The following is a 15,080-nucleotide window of genomic DNA, read 5'->3' on the forward strand; positions in this document are numbered from 1 at the left end:
CCTGTGGTCGTGGTGCGGATGCCGTGAGACAGCTCCACACCCTCCGCAGGAGGTCCTCGCCGTTCAAGATCAGTCAACTCGTGTCGTCACACGCCCTCGACCAACGTCTGTGGTCAGTACATCTAGTCCTCGCGACCGGCCTCGGTCGTCACGCTGCGTAGCAGCGGGCGGGACGCCGCCGACGCCGCCACCACGAGCCCGATGCCCCCGGCGATAGTCGCGGCGAGGACGGCGAGCCCCGACGGTTCCAGCACGCCGGACGCCGCCGCGAACGGGGACGCGCACAGCAGCCCCATCGAGAGCGCGATGCCACCGAGCACGAGCAGCGGGCGCACCGTCTCCGCCCGGCGGGCGGCGTCGAGCACCGCGAGGGGGGTGCCGGCGAGACGCAGCAGGCGCAGGCCGCGCCGGTGGTCCAGCACGCGGGCGGCGGCCGTGGTGCCCGTCGCGGTGGCCGCGATGAGGAACGTTCCGGCGAGCACCACCAGCGCGCCCGTCCGCAGATCGGCCACGAGCTGCACGCCCGCGGCATCCGCCTCCCGCTCGGTCAGGACGGGTCGGTCGGCGAGCGACGAGAGCGCGGTCCGCACGGCGTCGCGGTCAGCAGGCGGGGTCGGTATGACGACGACGCCGGCGTCCGCGTGGACGTCGGCCGGCCCGACCTCGGCCGGGAGCCCGCGCTCGGCGAGCTGTTGCCGGACCGCGGCCTCGAGGTCGGCGACCGGTCGGGACGAGACGACGCGCAGGGCATCGTCGTCCCCGTAGGCGGCCTCCGGCACGGAGGCCGTCAGCGGAGCGAGGAACCCCGCCACGAACACGGCCATCGTCACGCCGGCGACGGGCCGGAACGCGCCGCGCGGGTCGTCGAGCAGTCTGCGGCCGGCGAGCAACGCGGCCGGGGTGCGTGCCGAGCGCACCATCCCGGAGCCGAGCAGCCGCACCACGAGCGGCCCGATCAGCGAGACCGCGCCGAACATCGCGAGGACGCCGACGCCGAAGACGAGCCCGACGATCGCGGCAGGCGCCACCTGGCGGGCGCCGTTCGCGGCCGCGAACACGACCACACCGGCGGCGAGGCCGAGCAACCGCAGGAGCCGCGCCGAGCCGGGGCGCTGCCTGCGCGCGACGCCGAGCGGTCCGATCACGACCTCGCGCATGCCGCCCAGCGCGGACAGCATCGCGAGGACCGCCACGCCCGCCACGATCCCGGTGACCGTGGCGGGTCCGGGGCGAAGGTCGGCGGCGAACCACTCGCTCCCGCCGAGATCGATCGCCGTCAGCGCGGGCGCGGCCACCCACTGGAGCCCGATCCCCGCCACCGCCGCCGCGGCCGCGATCAGCGTGACCTCGGCGACGGCGGCCACCGTCACCTGCCCCGTGGACGCGCCCAGCAGGCGCAGCGTCGCCAGCCGCTCGGCGCGCCGCGCCGCGGTCAGCCGCGCCGACGCGCCGAGCAGGCTCGCCACCGGGAAGACGAGCAGCGCCGCCGCCACGTACGTGAGCTGGCGGTAGACCATCAGCAGGTCGGATGCGGAGGCGCCGAACGCGGTGACGGGCACGGCGTCCGGTATCTCGGCGGGTGTGCGGCCGACCACGGCGACCAGCTCGCCCGGCCCCGTCAGGCCGGCGTCGCCGATCGTCCCGGCCGGCGCGGGGAACCGGGCGGCGAGCTGGTCCGGTGGGAGCTCGCGGGCGAGCGTGGCGAGCGCGGGTGAGAACCACACCTCGCCGGGCCCGGGGATCCGGGGCAGGCCCGGTGGGGCCGGGGCGTCCGGGGTGAGCGCCGCGACGTCCACCCGCTGCACGACCCGGCCGGCCGCCGCGTCGAGGGTCGTCCGCAGCAACGCCACCGGCGCACCGGCTCCCGCCACGACGTCCCCGGTGCGCCACCCCGCGCGCTCCTCCCGGGCATCCCAGCCGTGCACGGCGCCGAGCGCGACGGCGAGCAGGGCCGTGCCCATGGCGATCCCGATCCCGACCAGCGCCGCCGATGCCACGGCGCGGCGTCCGCCGAGCCGGAGCAGCCGCATCGAGAGCGCGATCACCGCGGACCACCGGTCACGACGGCGTGGACGGCCGCCGGGTCGGTGCGGCCGTCGCGCAGGACGATCACCCGGTGGCAGCGGGCGGCGACATCGGCATCGTGGGTGACGATCACCAAGCCGGTGCCGGTCCGGGCGGCGAGCCCGATGAGGAGGTCGACGAGGACGCGCCCCGTCTCGGTGTCGAGCGCCCCTGTCGGCTCGTCGGCGAACACGACCTCCGGGTCCGTGACCAGTGCCCTGGCGATCGCCACCCGCTGCTCCTGGCCGCCGGACAGCTGCCCGGGCCTGCGCTGCTCGAGCCCGTCGAGGCCGAGCGCGGGGAACCAGGCCGCGGCCCTGGCCACGGCGTCGCCGCGCCGAACCCCGCCGAGCATCAACGGAAGCGCCACGTTCTCGACAGCGGGCAGCTCCGGCAGCAGCTGCCCGAACTGGAACACGAAGCCGAGGCGGGATCCCCGCAGGGCCGTGCGCCGCGCCTCGGACCACCCGTCGATGCGGTCGGCACCCAGCCAGACCTCCCCGTCGTCCGGGCGCAGGATGCCGGCGAGGCAGTGCAGGAGCGTCGACTTGCCGGATCCGGACGGCCCGGTCACGGCGACGACCTCACCCCGGTGCACCACGAGATCGGCGCCCCGCAGCACGGGCGTCGCGCCGAAGCCGTGCGTGAGCCGGATCCCGCGCAGCGCGGGTGGGCTCACCGCCGGCTCCCGTCGGCGAGGTTCTCGAGGAACGGGAGCACCGCCATCACCACGAGGACGAGCACCCCGCTCACCCATGCCGCCGTTCCGAGGAACGCCACGATCATCTGTGCCATGCCGACACGATCTCGGGACGGCACGGATCGGCGCCTCGGCCGCAGGACGGAAGTCCGCGCGGGTGGCTCGTACTTCCGGCCGAGGGAGATCGGCGACAGCGGCAAATAGGCTCGGTTCCGTGATCCGCCTGCTCCGCTGGATCCGGCGGCACGCCGGCCTGGTCGCCGAGCTGGCCGCGTACGGCTTCTGGCTGATGATCGACCTCGCGGTGGCCCTGATCGCCGGCCCGTACGGCACCCTCGTCGCAGCCGTCGGCGTGCCGCTCGTCGTGCTGCTGCGCAGGCGGCCCGGCGCCCGGCTGGTACCCACCGCCTCGATCGCCATCAGCCTGTCGCTCGCGATCTCACTGCTCTGCGCGGCGCAGCACGCGCTGTTCCCGGCCGTCCCGCAAGCGACATCCGACCTGGCGTTCACCGAGCAGCTCGCGCTCGCCGTCCTCGTCATCACCGTCCTGCAGCGGTGCCCGCTTCGCCTGGCCCTCGTGCTCACCGCGGCCGCGGCGGTGGCGATCGTGGGCTCGCCGATCATGCGGGTGACCGACTCCGCCACCACCGGCTACGGCGTGCTGTCCGCGCTCGGATGGGGCGGCGCCGTCACGATCGGGCTGGTGCTGCGGGAGATCGACACCCGCAGGCGGGCCGCTGTCGAGGACGTCCGCTCGACGGAGCGGATGGAGCTCGCCCGCGAGCTGCACGACGTCGTGGCGCACCACGTCACGGGCATCGTCGTGGCGGCGCAGGCCGCGGCGGTGGTCGCCCGGACCTCCCCCGACGACGTCGACCGCGCGCTCGCCGCGATCGAGCACGCCGGCACCGACGCCCTGACCGCGATGCGGCGGATGGTCGGTGTCCTGCGCGGGCAGGACGCCGAAGGCGCGCGCACCCCCGGTGCCGAGCTGGCCGAGGTGCGCATGCTCGCGCACCGCTTCGACCCCGACGGCCGTCTGGTGCGGCTCACCACCGACCCCGGGCTGGAGCACGCCGTGCTGCCTCCCGGGGTGGCCGCCACCGGCTACCGGGTCGTGCAGGAAGCTCTCACCAACGTCCGCAAGCACGCGCCCGAGGCCGAGACGGTCGAGGTGGACGTCCGGATCCGCGAGGAGGCCCTGCTGGTGTCGGTGCGCAACGACGGTGTTTCCACCGCTCCCGGGAGCGGGCGGCCCGGCGGCGGTTTCGGGCTGGTGGGGATGGGCGAACGGGTCGCCGCCCTCGACGGCACGCTCTCCGCGGGCCCGACCGCGCCCGGCGTCTGGACGGTGTCGGTGCGGCTCCCGCTGCGAGGGGCCCGGTGATCCAGGTCCTGCTCGCCGACGACCAGGAGATGGTGCGAACCGGCTTCCGGCTGATCCTCTCCGCCGAGCCGGGGGTGGATGTGGTCGGCGAGGCCGGCACCGGCGTCGACGCCGTCACGCTCGCCCGGGAGCTGCGCCCGGACGTCGTGCTGATGGACATCCGCATGCCGCAGCTCGACGGCCTGGAAGCCACGCGCGTGCTCACCGCAGACCCGGAGCCGCCGCGCATCGTCGTCGTCACGACGTTCGACCTCGACGAGTACGTCTACGGCGCGCTCCGCGCAGGGGCGTGCGGCTTCCTGCTCAAGGACGCCGGACCTCGGCTGCTCGTCGAGGCCGTGCGGGCCGCGGCGGCGGGTGACGCGCTCGTCTCCCCGTCGGTCACGGTGCGGCTGCTCGAACACCTGGCCGCCCGTCCGGTCGCGCGCACGCCGCAGCTGCCCGACCCGCTCTCACCGCGCGAGCTGGACGTCGTGCGCGCCGTGGCCCGCGGCCGCACCAACGCCGAGATCGCGGCGGAGCTGTTCGTCTCGCTCTCGACCGTGAAGACCCACCTGACGAACATCCAGACCAAGCTCTCCGCTCGCAACCGCGTCGAGATCGCCGCCTGGGCGTGGGAGCACGGCCAGGTTCGCTGACACGGTCAGCCGAGCTCGGTCGGCACCGCGACGACGTCGACCATCGCCCCGTTGCGGAGCACCGTGACCGGGAGCGGCACACCGATCGCGTCGCCGAACAGCTGGCGCTGGATGCCCTGGGCGTCCTGGACGGGCGTGCGGCCGACGTCCAGCACGAGGTCGCCCGCCCGCAGCCCGGCCCGAGCAGCGGGGCTGCCGCCGATCACCTCGGCGAGCCGCAGCCCGTTCTTGCGCCCGTACTTCTCCGCCACCGACGCGGGCACCGGCGCCGGGCTCCCGACCACGCCGAGGTAGGCCCGCCGCACCCGGCCGTGGGCGAGCAGCGTCTCCACGATCCGGCGGGTGGTGGCGTTGACCGGTACCGCGAGTCCCAGCCCGACCCCCGCGACCGCGGTGTTGATGCCGACCACCCGGGCGTGCGAGTCGGCGAGCGCGCCGCCGGAGTTGCCCGGGTTGAGCGCGGCGTCGGTCTGGATCACGTCCTCGACCACCCGTCCGGCGCTGCCGCTGCGGGTGGGCAGCGCCCTGCCGAGCGCGCTCACGACGCCTGCCGTCACCGAACCGGCGAGGCCGAGCGGGTTGCCGACGGCCACGACGAGCTGGCCGACGACGAGCCGGTCGGCGTCGCCGAGCCGGACGGGCGGCGGGAGGTCGCCCGGGCGGTCGGCCCGCAGGACCGCCAGGTCGGAGAGCGGGTCGGTGCCGACGACGGTGACGGGCGTCTGGGTGCCGTCGATGAAGTCCGCGCGACCGCTGCGTGCCTCGCCGACCACGTGGGCGTTCGTGACGAGGATCCCCTCACCCGGCACCACGACGGCCGACCCGCTTCCGCGGCCGGTGCGGACCGCGGCGACGCGCCCGGTGAGCTCGGCCGCCACGGCACTCACGGTTCGGGAGTAGGAGTCGAGCTCGTCCATGACGACCTCCTCGCGATTACAGCGTTGCACGTCTTGCGTGCACGAGGAGAACGCGGGCCGGGCGGCAGGTGTTCCGGCGGCCCAAGGCGCGAGTCGCGGTCTGGGTGCGCGCGAGTCGCGGTATCGGTGTGGCTCAGCTCGTGTGGATGGGACCCTCGCGCTCGGCGAGCCGGGACCCCGCGCCGCCCCAGTGCAGCGCGATCATCTCCGCCGCGATGGAGACGGCCGTCTCCTCCGGGGTGCGGGCGCCGAGGTCGAGGCCGATCGGGGAGGACATGCGCGCGATCTCCTCGTCGGTCACCCCGGCCTCGCGGAGCCGCGCGATGCGGTCGTCGTGGGTGCGCCGCGAGCCCATCGCCCCGATGTAGCCCACCTCGGGCAGCCGCAGCGCGACCTCCAGCAGCGGGACGTCGAACTTGGGGTCGTGGGTGAGCACGCAGAGAGCGGTGCGCCGGTCGATCCGGCCCGCCTCCGCCTCGGCCTTCAGGTAGCGGTGCGGCCACTCGACGACCACCTCGTTGGCGCCGGGGAACCGGGAGGCGGTGGCGAACACGGGCCGGGCGTCGCAGACGGTGACCCGGAAGCCGAGGAAGCTGCCGATCTTGGCGACGGCTGCGGCGAAGTCGATGGCCCCGAACACGATCATGCGGGGTGGCGGGGCGAACGACTCGACGAACACGTCGAGGCCCTCTCCGCGGCGCTGGCCGTCGACGCCGTAGTGCAGCATCGCGTTGCGGCCCGCGTCGAGCAGGCCGCGGGCGTCGTCGCGGACGGCGTCGTCGAGGCGGTCGGAGCCGGTGCCGCCCTCGGAGCGGTCCGGCCAGATCACGAGCCGCTTGCCGAGCCGCTCCGCCGGCCCGGCGACGACGGTGGCGACGGCCACCGGCGAGCCGGAGCGGATCGCGTCGGCCACGGTGCCGAGCTGGTCGTACGTGGTGCGGTCGATCTTCTCGACGAAGATGTCGATGATCCCGCCGCAGGTGAGGCCGACGGCGAACGCGTCGTCGTCGGACACGCCGTAGCGCTGCAGCACCGGACGGCCGTCCCCGAGCACCTGCTGGCCGAGCTCGTACACCGCGCCCTCGACGCATCCGCCCGAGACGCTCCCGACGGCCTCACCGCCCGGCCCGACGAGCATCGATGCGCCCGGTTGGCGCGGTGCGGAGCTGTAGGTCCCGACGACGGTGGCGAGGGCCGCGGTCTGCCCGTTCTTCCACCAGCCCTCGAGCTGATCAACGACATCACGCATCTCGTACCACCTCGAGCAGTCGTTCCAGGGTGGCCAGGCTGTGGCCCGCCAACAAGTCGTCCAAGAACGGCAGGGCGGCGACTATTCCACCCTGCACGGGCGCGTAGCCGTCCTTGCCGACGTGCGGGTTCACCCACACCACGCGGTGGGCCAACCGGCTGAGCCGGCTCATCTGTTCGCGCAGCACGTCGGTCTCGCCGCGCTCCCAGCCGTCGGAGAACACGACGATCACGGCCCGCCGCGCCGCCCCGCGCTGCCCCCACCGGTCGACGAACGCGCGCAGCACCTCGCCGAGCCGGGTGCCGCCCGACCAGTCGGGGATCGCCTTCGCCGCGGCGGCGAGCGCCCGCTCCGGGTCGCGCATCCGCAGCTCGCGGGTGACGCGGGTGAGCCGGGTGCCGAGGGTGAAGGCCTCCACCGCCCCGGGGGCGCGCCGGACCATCACGTGCGCGAAGCGCAGCAGCGAGTCGGCGTAGGGCTCCATCGAGCCGGAGACGTCGAGCAGCAGGACGACCCGGCGAGAGCGCCGGGACCGGTCGCGCCTGCGCAGCTCACGCAGCTCACCGTGGTTGCGCAGGGCGGCCCGGAGGGTGCGTCCCGGATCGGTGCCACCGTGTTTGGACGGGCGCAGCCGCCGGGACACCCGCTGGGGCATCTCCGGTCGCAGGAGCGCCATCAGCCGGCGAAGGTGCTCGCGCTCGGCCGGGGTGAGCTCACCGAGGTCGCGGTGGCGCAGGATCTCGGTGCCGCTCGCCTTGGCGTGGATCTGCGGGGAGTCCGAACCCTCGTCGCCGCTCCCCGAGTCCTCCGGCGTCAGCGCGGCCAGCCGCGGGGGCGGGGGCGGTCGCTCGTCGCGCACCTGGGTGCGACCACCCCGCCCCGGTTCGAACCAGCCTGCGAACGCCTGGTCGTAGCGCGGCAGGTCGTCCGGGTCGGAGCAGAGGGTGAGCCGGCCGGCCCAGTACGTCTGCGCCCGGTCGGTGACGTCGAGTGCGTCGAGCGCGGAGAGGAAGGCCGCCACCCGGTCGGTGGTGACGGCGAGCCCCGCGTTGCGGAGGACGACCGTGAACCCCACGAGCCCGGGGAGCGGGTCCGTGGGCTGCGGCGTGACCGTGGGTCCCATTCTCAGGACGCGAGGAGGGTGTCCAGCTGGACGCGGATGCGGTCGGCGTCCTCGCGGTACTTGAGGACGGCGCCGAGCGTGGCGGCCGCGGAGTCGACGTCGAGGTGGCGGGCGCCGACCAGCTGCAACGCCCGCGCCCAGTCGATCGTCTCCGCGACGCCGGGCGGCTTGAGCAGGTCCGACTGCCGCAGCTTCCGGACAGCGCCCGCCACCTGGGCGGCGAGCCGCTCGGGCAGACCGGGCAGCCGCGAGTGCAGGATCTGGATCTCGCGCTGCAGGTCCGGGTGGTCCAGCCAGAGGTAGAGGCAGCGCCGCTTGAGCGCGTCGTGCACCTCGCGCGTGCGGTTGGACGTCAGTACGACGAGCGGTGGCTCCTTCGCCCTGACCTCACCCACCTCCGGGATCGAGACGGCGTGCTCGGTGAGCACCTCGAGGAGGAACGCCTCGAACTCGTCGTCGGCGCGGTCGACCTCGTCGATCAGCAGCACGCTCGGGCTGGTCTGCAGGGCCCGCAGGATCGGGCGGGCGAGCAGGAAGCGGGGGTCGTAGAGCGACGCCTCGACCGAGTCGGCGTCGAGGGTCTCGCCCGTGGCCGACGCGGCGGCCTCCAGGGCGCGCAGGTGCAGCAGCTGCCGGGGGAAGTCCCAGTCGTATAGCGCCTGGGAGGCGTCGATGCCGTCGTGGCACTGCAGCCGGATCAGCTCGGCGCCCAGCACCTGGGCGAGGGCTTGCGCCAGCGCGGTCTTGCCCGTGCCCGGTTCCCCCTCGCAGAACAGCGGACGGTTCATCTGCATGGCGAGGTAAGCGGCGGTGGCGAGTCCGTCGTCGGCGAGGTAGCCGGTGGAGCGCAGCGCCGCCGCCAGCTCCGCGGGCGACCCCGCGGGATTCGAGGGGCGTTCTGTCACGGTTCCAGCATGACGGACGGACCGGCGGCCAGCCACTACTGGTGAGCCCGGTCATGCTCGTTCAGTCACACGACGATCACGGTGAGTCACCAGAAGACGTGACGTAATCGGTAATACTTCCGGTTTGGAGATAATACTTTCGCCGTGATCGGGCCGTGATCAGACTAGTCCTGACCAGGGCATATCCGATCCCCGTTCACCCAATCGCGAAGTTAACGTGACGTTGCTCACGCTCGTAGCGTTTGACGATTTCCGGGACCCGGCTCGTAGCGTCAACGACCGGTCGAGCCGGAAGGTTCGATCGAAAAATGCATCCGGAACCGTCGCACCACCCCCAGTCCCGCGGTTCCGGTCCGTCGAGCAAAGGCGGGACTGGACCGAGCACGGCATTCATGATGGTTTCCCCCCGGGCCATTCATGATCGCCAGGACGTGATCAGCGAGCTCCGCACGGCCCGCTGACGAGCACGTTCGTCTCGGACGGTGCGATCAGGAGACACCGAAATGACTTCTCGACCCGATTCCCGCCTGGGCCGAAAGCTGCTGCGTCTGGCCATCGTCGGTGCAGTTGCGGTCGGCGCCCCCATCGCCGTCGCCGGGACCGCGAACGCGGCCCCGAGTTCGACGTGGGACAAGCTCGCCAAGTGCGAGAGCGGTGGTAACTGGAAGATCAACACCGGGAACGGCTACTACGGTGGACTGCAGTTCAACCACCGCACCTGGCGCGCTCACGGCGGCAAGGGCATGGCGCACCAGGCCAGCAAGGCCCAGCAGATCGCGGTCGCGGAGCGCGTCCTCGCGAACCAGGGCTGGAAGGCCTGGCCGTCCTGCTCGAAGAAGCTCGGCCTGCGGGGCCGCGACTGATCGTGCCGACGACGCCGCTCAGGCAGATCCGACCCATTCGTCGGTGCCGTCGGCGAACAGCTGGTGCTTCCAGACGGGCAGCAGTCGCTTGACCTCGTCCACCAGCTCGGCACAGGCCGCGAAGGCCTCCTTCCGGTGATCGGCGGCGACGGCGCAGGCCAGCGCCACGTCGCCGATCACCAGCGGGCCGATCCGGTGGCTCACCGCGATCGCCCGCACCCCGGCTGACCTGGCCGCGACGTCCGCCGCGACGTCGGCGACGATCTTCCCGGCCGTCGGGTGGGCGCTGTACTCCAGGCCGCGCACGGCCCGTCCGCCGTCGTGGTCGCGCACCACCCCGGCGAACGTGACCACCGCCCCCGCGGCGGCCTGGTCGACGAGCGCCGCGTGCTCCGCGACGTCGAGCGGGGCCTCTCCGACCTCGGCGCGCAGCACGGCTGCCCCGGTTCCGGTTCCGGTCATCAGTGGTCCCCTCCTCGCAGCTGGTCGACGGCGTGGTCGAGGACCCCGGCCAGCACGGCGAGGCCGTCCCGAACTCCACCTGTCGATCCGGGCAGGTTCACGACCAGTGTGCGCCCGGCGACGCCGGCCAACCCGCGCGACAGCACCGCCGTCGGCACCGCGGGGGCACCCGCGGCCCGGATCGCGTCGGCCAGTCCCGGCACCTCGTAGTCGAGCACGGCCCGCGTGACCTCCGGTGTGGCATCGGTCGGCGAGATGCCGGTGCCGCCGGTCGTGATCACGACGTCCACGCCGTCGGCGACGGCTGCGCGCAGCGCATCGCCCACGGGTTCGCCGTCCGGCACGACCGTGGGGTCCGAGGCGGCGTACCCGTGTTCCCGCAGCCACTCGACGATCACCGGGCCGCCGCGGTCGGCGTAGACACCTGCCGCCGCCCGGTTGGATGCCGTGATCACCCGCGCCCGCCGTTCCGGGGTCACGACCGGTCCTCGGGACGGGTCCAGGTGCCGGTCTTGCCGCCCTCCTTGCGCTCGACGCGAACCGCGTCGAGGACGGCCGCCGGGTCCACGGCCTTCACCATGTCGTGCAGCGTGAGACCGGCGACGGCGACGGCCGTCAGCGCCTCCATCTCGACGCCCGTGCGGTCGGTGGTGCGCACGGTGGCCCGGATCCGGACCTCGTCACCATCTGCCTCGAGGTCGACCACCACGCCGCTCAGCGCGATCGGGTGGCACAGCGGGACGAGGTCGGGCGTGCGCTTGGCGCCCATGATCCCGGCGATCCGGGCGGTGGCGAGCGCATCGCCCTTCGGCAACCCGTCGCGGCGCAGCAGGTCCACCACCTCGGCGGTGGTGCGCAGCCGTCCGGTGGCCACGGCGGTGCGCGCGGTGGCCTCCTTGCCGGTGACGTCGACCATGCGGGCCGCACCGGCTGCGTCGACGTGGGTCAGGTCCACGACAGGCACCCTACGACCTTGAACGTGACCGGGCCGAGACCGGCCCGAGAGGTGATCTGCGTCACTACTTGACAACCTGAAAATATCTTGGACGTTGATGCCGGTGTCCGGACTGACCTGCGCTGATCGCGTGTTCAGCGTCCGTTCATGCACCGGTCCCACCATCTGGGAGCCGGCCGCGGGGGTTTCAGATCCGCGGAACCGGACGTAACGTCCCTCCTCGGTTCGGCCGGGTGCCCCAGATCCGGACGGACCCCGGGAATCGCAGCGCTCCCCTGTCCGGCGATCCCGGCCCCCGCCCCCACACGAAGCGTGGGACAGGAAACGGACCGCGGTCGAAGCAGGCCGCACCGCCAGCTCCCCGGCGGTCGTCGTCCGGATGCGCAGCGCGCGGAGTTGCCCAATGGCCCGCTACCGCGGCCGACACCGTGCCCCGAGCAGGACCGGTCGAACCCTCGCCCGTACCGCCGTCGCAGGCGCCGTCGCAGGCGCCCCGTTGCTCGTCGCTGCTCCGGCCAACGCCGCTCCCGACTCGGCGTGGGACAAGCTCGCGCAGTGCGAGAGCGGCAGCCGGTGGAACATCAACACCGGCAACGGCTTCTACGGTGGGCTGCAGTTCACCCCGTCCACGTGGCGGGGCTTCGGCGGCAAGGAGTTCGCTTCCAGCGCCCACCAGGCCTCGCGCGAGCAGCAGATCGTCGTCGCCGAGAGGGTGCTCGCCAAGCAGGGCTGGGACGCATGGCCGACCTGCTCCCGCAAGACGGGCGTGCGCGGCCTGTCCTCCACCCAGCGCGACGCCGCCCCCGCCCGCAAGTCGGGCGACTCCGGCGAGCAGATCCGCCTGGCGGCCCAGGAGACCAAGACGACCGGCGACTACGTCGTCAAGCGCGGCGACACGCTCGGCCGGATCGCGTCGGCCAACAAGGTCGCCGGCGGCTGGAAGGCGCTCGTCGAGAAGAACCCGGCGCTGAAGGGCAACCCGAACTCCCTCGTCCCGGGCCAGCGGCTCAGCCTCTGACCCACCCCTGCTCCGGGACCGCTCGGCCGCGTGCGTGCTGACGTCGTCCCGGAGCAGGTGACCGTCCTGGACGAGGGACGAACGGCCGACACGCTCTAGCCGGCGGTGTGCCGCAGGATCTCGGGGATCGCGGTGTCCCAGGCCACCTCGGGGATCTCGTGGCCGGTCCGTTCGAGAAGCACCAGCCGAGCGCCCGGGATGGCCTTCGCCAGTGCACGCCCGTGCTCGGACGGAAACAAGGGGTCCTCGGTGCCGTGCAACACGAGGGTCGGAGCGGTCACCGCAGCGAGATCCTCCCGCGACCCGCCGGCGCCGTCGACCATGAAGTGGTTCATGGCCGAGGCCATGTTGGCGGTGCGGTCGTAGACCCGGCTCAGGAGTGCGCGCATGGCCTCCTCCTCGAAGGTGCGCGACGGGGCCGCGTACAGACGGGCGTCCTCGACCAGGTAGTCGATCACGGCCGCCCGGTCGGTCCAGTCGGGCTCGGCCACGGCCCCGGAGAAGGCCGCCTGGAGCTCCGCGGACATCGGCGGGAGATCATCGCCGCCCGCGCTCGTCGACATCAAGGTGAGCGACGCCGCCCGGCCGGGGTGGTCGACGGCCATGGCCTGGGCGATCCCACCGCCCATCGACAGACCGACGATGTGGGCGCGGTCCAGGCCGAAGGCGTCGAGCAGCCCGACCGCGTCGGTGACGAGGTCCCGGCCCGTGTACCCGGGGGAGCCGGGCTCGTAGCCGACCGACTGGCCGGTGTCACGGTGGTCGTACCGGATGACGAATCGCGGCCCCGCCGCCAGCCGCTCGCAGAACTCGTCCTCCCACCAGTCCATCGAGGCTCCGCCGCCCATGATGAGCAGGATCGCCGGATCGGCCGGGTCCCCGAACGTCTCGGCGCACAGGTCGACCCCGTTGACCTGGACGAACTGCTTGTGGCGCTCCACCGATGTCCCCGCTGTGCCGTAGGTCGTCATGTCGATGACCATAGGACCGCAAGTGCATCTGGAAAAGCGATCGTTTCCGATCGAGTCGATCGCTATCGGCTATGCTCTGCTGCCATGGGCGACGTCGAGCTGCGCCACCTCAGGACGATGGCCGCCATCGCCGAGGAAGGAACGTTCGGGCGAGCGGCCACCCGGCTCGGTTACACCCAGTCGTCGGTGAGCCAGCAGATCGCCGCGCTGGAGAAGGCGGTCGGTGGTGCCGTCTTCGACCGGCCCGGAGGCCCGAGGCCGGTGCGGATCACTCCCCTCGGCGAGGTGGTCCTGGCCCACGGGCGCGATCTGCTCACGAAGGCAGCGGCGCTGGCCGACGCCGTCGATCGCTTCAGGGCGGGTAGCGGCCGGATCGACATCGGCACCTTCCAGGGCGTGACCAACCTGATCCTGCCGGCCGTCGTGCGCCGGCTGCTGGACGAGCACCCCGGCTGCGACATCAGGCTTTTCGAGGTGGCACCGGAGGAGCCGCAGATCGGAGATCTCGACCTCTTGTTCTACGACGGCCGGATCGAAGGCGACGTCGAGCACGTCGAGCTGCTCGACGAGCCGTACCTCCTGGTGGCAGGCATCGGCGCGTACCCCGATGGCCCGGTGGGGGTCGAACTGCTCGACGGTGCTCCGATGGTCGCCTGGCCTCCCACCTTCCACCAGAGATGGTTGGAGCGGGCGCTCGCCGGCGACGGTGCGCGGCCACGGATCGTGTTCCGGACCACCGGCCACGAAGCCATCCTGTCGATGGTGCGGGCGGGCATCGGCTCGGCGGTGCTGCCGTGGCTCGCCCTCCACGGGGCCGACGTGTGGTCCGACGACCGGCTCAGCATCCACCAGCTGCAGCCATCGCCCGCCCGCACCTTGTACCTGCACTGGCCCGCCCATCGCACGCGATCGCCACTCGCGGCCCGAGCCATCGACATCGCCGTCGAAGCCGCCGACGAGCTGGCCGACAAGATGTGACAGCGGACGAGATCCGATGTGCCGGGAGTCAGGTCCGCTCGTAGCGGGCCAGCTGCTCGGGCGTGTCGACGTCGTCGGGGGCGGCGAGGTCGCCGCACTCCACGAGCGCGAGATCCGGGTGGCCGGCGAGGTAGCTGCGTGCCCCGGAGTCGCCGGTGGCCGCGGAGCGGACGCCCGGCCAGTGGTCGCGTCCGAGCAACACCGGGTGGGCCGGCCGCCCGCCGTACGCGGCTCGGACGAGCGCGGCGGGTTCGGCGAGGGCGGCGAGCCGCGCCACGGCCGCCGCGGTGACGCCGGGCAGGTCCACCAGGTGCACGAGCACGGCGTCCGGCACCGGGTCGAGCCGGTCGACGGCGGCGAGCCCGGCACGCAGGGAGGCACCCATGCCCTCGGCCCAGTCCGCGGCCACCACCGCGTGCGTGCTGGGGGGCAGCAGCGCCCGGACGTCATCGGCGGCCGCTCCGAGCACCACGACGAGCGGCGCGCAGCCCCCGTCGTCGAGCACGCGGACGGACCGCCGAACCAGCGGCTCGCCGCCGAGCGGGACGAGCGCCTTCGGCCGGCCCATCCGGCGCCCGGCGCCCGCGGCCAGCAGAAGCCCGGCGGGGGCTATCGGTTGATCTCCGTCTGGGGGTGGACGTAGGGCACCTCGTCGAGGGGGAACTCCACGTCCCCGAACGGGGAGAGCGAGCCCTGCACCGGGCTGGCGAGCTCGGAGACGGGGTGCGCGCCGTCGGGAAGGTCCGGCCACGTCGGGTCGATCCGGCGCGAGCGCTCGGCCACGGTGTCCTCCTCGTTATCGGTGGTCATCAGCAGTATCCCGTACCGATCGCCGCGCCGTCGCGGACTA

15 protein-coding genes and 1 pseudogene are annotated in these 15,080 nt (G+C 73.4%); 5 read left to right on the plus strand and 11 right to left on the minus strand.

The genetic code is table 11. The features are described 5' to 3' along the window. Window positions 1-122: 122 nt before the first annotated feature. Window positions 123-2,045, minus strand: a complete 1,923-nt coding sequence (locus FB388_RS34485; RefSeq protein ID WP_142106867.1) for an FtsX-like permease family protein — start codon at window positions 2,043-2,045, stop codon at window positions 123-125. Next, on the minus strand, window positions 2,042-2,743 hold the full coding sequence (locus tag FB388_RS34490) for an ABC transporter ATP-binding protein (RefSeq protein WP_246122686.1): 702 nt from the start codon (window positions 2,741-2,743) through the stop codon (window positions 2,042-2,044). Before FB388_RS34490 ends, FB388_RS34485 begins: the two co-directional genes overlap by 4 nt. Window positions 2,744-2,978: 235 nt before the next feature. Here FB388_RS34490 and FB388_RS34495 point away from each other — a divergent pair, with 235 nt between their 5' ends. Both FB388_RS34495 and FB388_RS34500 read left to right on the plus strand, forming a co-directional pair. Then, entirely contained in the window at window positions 2,979-4,151 is a 1,173-nt protein-coding gene (locus FB388_RS34495) for a sensor histidine kinase (RefSeq protein ID WP_142106869.1), read from the plus strand. Beyond that, window positions 4,148-4,789, plus strand: coding sequence for a response regulator (locus FB388_RS34500; RefSeq protein ID WP_142106870.1), 642 nt, complete (start codon window positions 4,148-4,150; stop codon window positions 4,787-4,789). The genes FB388_RS34495 and FB388_RS34500 overlap by 4 nt, the downstream gene beginning before the upstream one ends. A gap of 5 nt (window positions 4,790-4,794) precedes the next feature. On the opposite strand, the gene FB388_RS34505 is transcribed toward FB388_RS34500, so the two are convergent. The 4 genes from FB388_RS34505 to FB388_RS34520 form a co-directional block, all read right to left on the minus strand. Beyond that, window positions 4,795-5,706 (minus strand): S1C family serine protease, encoded by a 912-nt coding sequence (locus FB388_RS34505; protein WP_142106871.1) that lies wholly within the window; start codon window positions 5,704-5,706, stop codon window positions 4,795-4,797. Between the two features lie 133 nt (window positions 5,707-5,839). After that, on the minus strand, window positions 5,840-6,955 hold the full coding sequence (locus FB388_RS34510) for an XdhC family protein (RefSeq protein WP_142106872.1): 1,116 nt from the start codon (window positions 6,953-6,955) through the stop codon (window positions 5,840-5,842). Then, on the minus strand, window positions 6,948-8,078 hold the full coding sequence (locus tag FB388_RS34515) for a vWA domain-containing protein (RefSeq protein ID WP_142106873.1): 1,131 nt from the start codon (window positions 8,076-8,078) through the stop codon (window positions 6,948-6,950). Before FB388_RS34515 ends, FB388_RS34510 begins: the two co-directional genes overlap by 8 nt. Before the next feature lie 2 nt (window positions 8,079-8,080). Beyond that, window positions 8,081-8,983 carry an AAA family ATPase gene (locus FB388_RS34520; RefSeq protein ID WP_142106874.1) on the minus strand — a complete coding sequence of 301 codons (903 nt, stop codon included), beginning with the start codon at window positions 8,981-8,983 and terminating at the stop codon, window positions 8,081-8,083. 503 nt (window positions 8,984-9,486) lie between these two features. Here FB388_RS34520 and FB388_RS34525 point away from each other — a divergent pair. Next, a complete protein-coding gene (locus FB388_RS34525) occupies window positions 9,487-9,846 on the plus strand; it encodes a transglycosylase family protein (RefSeq protein ID WP_142106875.1) in 360 nt (119 codons plus the stop codon). Window positions 9,847-9,864: 18 nt separating this feature from the next. Here the strand turns inward: FB388_RS34525 and FB388_RS40985 are convergent. Together FB388_RS40985 and moaC are read right to left on the minus strand one after the other, a co-directional pair. Next, window positions 9,865-10,763 (minus strand): annotated as a pseudogene (locus FB388_RS40985) (molybdenum cofactor biosynthesis protein MoaE). Window positions 10,764-10,783: 20 nt separating this feature from the next. Further along, window positions 10,784-11,263 (minus strand): cyclic pyranopterin monophosphate synthase MoaC, encoded by a 480-nt coding sequence (moaC, locus tag FB388_RS34540; protein WP_220257732.1) that lies wholly within the window; start codon window positions 11,261-11,263, stop codon window positions 10,784-10,786. A 403-nt stretch (window positions 11,264-11,666) separates the two neighbouring features. Here moaC and FB388_RS34545 point away from each other — a divergent pair, with 403 nt between their 5' ends. Further along, entirely contained in the window at window positions 11,667-12,281 is a 615-nt protein-coding gene (locus FB388_RS34545; RefSeq protein ID WP_142106879.1) for a LysM peptidoglycan-binding domain-containing protein, read from the plus strand. Between the two features lie 95 nt (window positions 12,282-12,376). Here FB388_RS34545 and FB388_RS34550 read toward each other — a convergent pair whose 3' ends face one another. Then, the gene (locus FB388_RS34550; RefSeq protein ID WP_142106880.1) at window positions 12,377-13,252 is read right to left on the minus strand and encodes an alpha/beta fold hydrolase; all 876 of its coding nucleotides are present in this window, start codon (window positions 13,250-13,252) and stop codon (window positions 12,377-12,379) included. A gap of 84 nt (window positions 13,253-13,336) precedes the next feature. On the opposite strand from FB388_RS34550, the gene FB388_RS34555 reads away from it, so the two are divergent. Then, window positions 13,337-14,230, plus strand: a complete 894-nt coding sequence (locus FB388_RS34555) for a LysR family transcriptional regulator (protein ID WP_142106881.1) — start codon at window positions 13,337-13,339, stop codon at window positions 14,228-14,230. Window positions 14,231-14,258: 28 nt separating this feature from the next. Here the strand turns inward: FB388_RS34555 and FB388_RS34560 are convergent, their stop codons facing one another. Both FB388_RS34560 and FB388_RS34565 read right to left on the minus strand, forming a co-directional pair. Then, a complete protein-coding gene (locus FB388_RS34560) occupies window positions 14,259-14,798 on the minus strand; it encodes a nucleotidyltransferase family protein (protein ID WP_246122687.1) in 540 nt (179 codons plus the stop codon). Window positions 14,799-14,839: 41 nt separating this feature from the next. Continuing rightward, complete coding sequence (locus FB388_RS34565) at window positions 14,840-15,040, minus strand: hypothetical protein (protein WP_142106882.1); 201 nt, start codon at window positions 15,038-15,040, stop codon at window positions 14,840-14,842. Window positions 15,041-15,080: the final 40 nt, after the last annotated feature.

It is taken from the genome of Pseudonocardia cypriaca (assembly GCF_006717045.1).
GTDB classification, from domain to species: domain Bacteria; phylum Actinomycetota; class Actinomycetes; order Mycobacteriales; family Pseudonocardiaceae; genus Pseudonocardia; species Pseudonocardia cypriaca.

What these genes read in the sequence shown, in the direction of transcription:
- FB388_RS34505 (WP_142106871.1), bottom strand. Translation starts at nt 5,706, where the DNA reads ATGGACGAGCTCGACTCCTACTCCCGAACCGTGAGTGCCGTGGCGGCC.
- FB388_RS34510 (WP_142106872.1), bottom strand. Translation starts at nt 6,955, where the DNA reads ATGCGTGATGTCGTTGATCAGCTCGAGGGCTGGTGGAAGAACGGGCAG.
- FB388_RS34515 (WP_142106873.1), bottom strand. Translation starts at nt 8,078, where the DNA reads ATGGGACCCACGGTCACGCCGCAGCCCACGGACCCGCTCCCCGGGCTC.
- FB388_RS34525 (WP_142106875.1), top strand. Translation starts at nt 9,487, where the DNA reads ATGACTTCTCGACCCGATTCCCGCCTGGGCCGAAAGCTGCTGCGTCTG.
- FB388_RS34545 (WP_142106879.1), top strand. Translation starts at nt 11,667, where the DNA reads ATGGCCCGCTACCGCGGCCGACACCGTGCCCCGAGCAGGACCGGTCGA.
- FB388_RS34550 (WP_142106880.1), bottom strand. Translation starts at nt 13,252, where the DNA reads ATGACGACCTACGGCACAGCGGGGACATCGGTGGAGCGCCACAAGCAG.
- FB388_RS34555 (WP_142106881.1), top strand. Translation starts at nt 13,337, where the DNA reads ATGGGCGACGTCGAGCTGCGCCACCTCAGGACGATGGCCGCCATCGCC.
- FB388_RS34560 (WP_246122687.1), bottom strand. Translation starts at nt 14,798, where the DNA reads ATGGGCCGGCCGAAGGCGCTCGTCCCGCTCGGCGGCGAGCCGCTGGTT.
- FB388_RS34565 (WP_142106882.1), bottom strand. Translation starts at nt 15,040, where the DNA reads ATGACCACCGATAACGAGGAGGACACCGTGGCCGAGCGCTCGCGCCGG.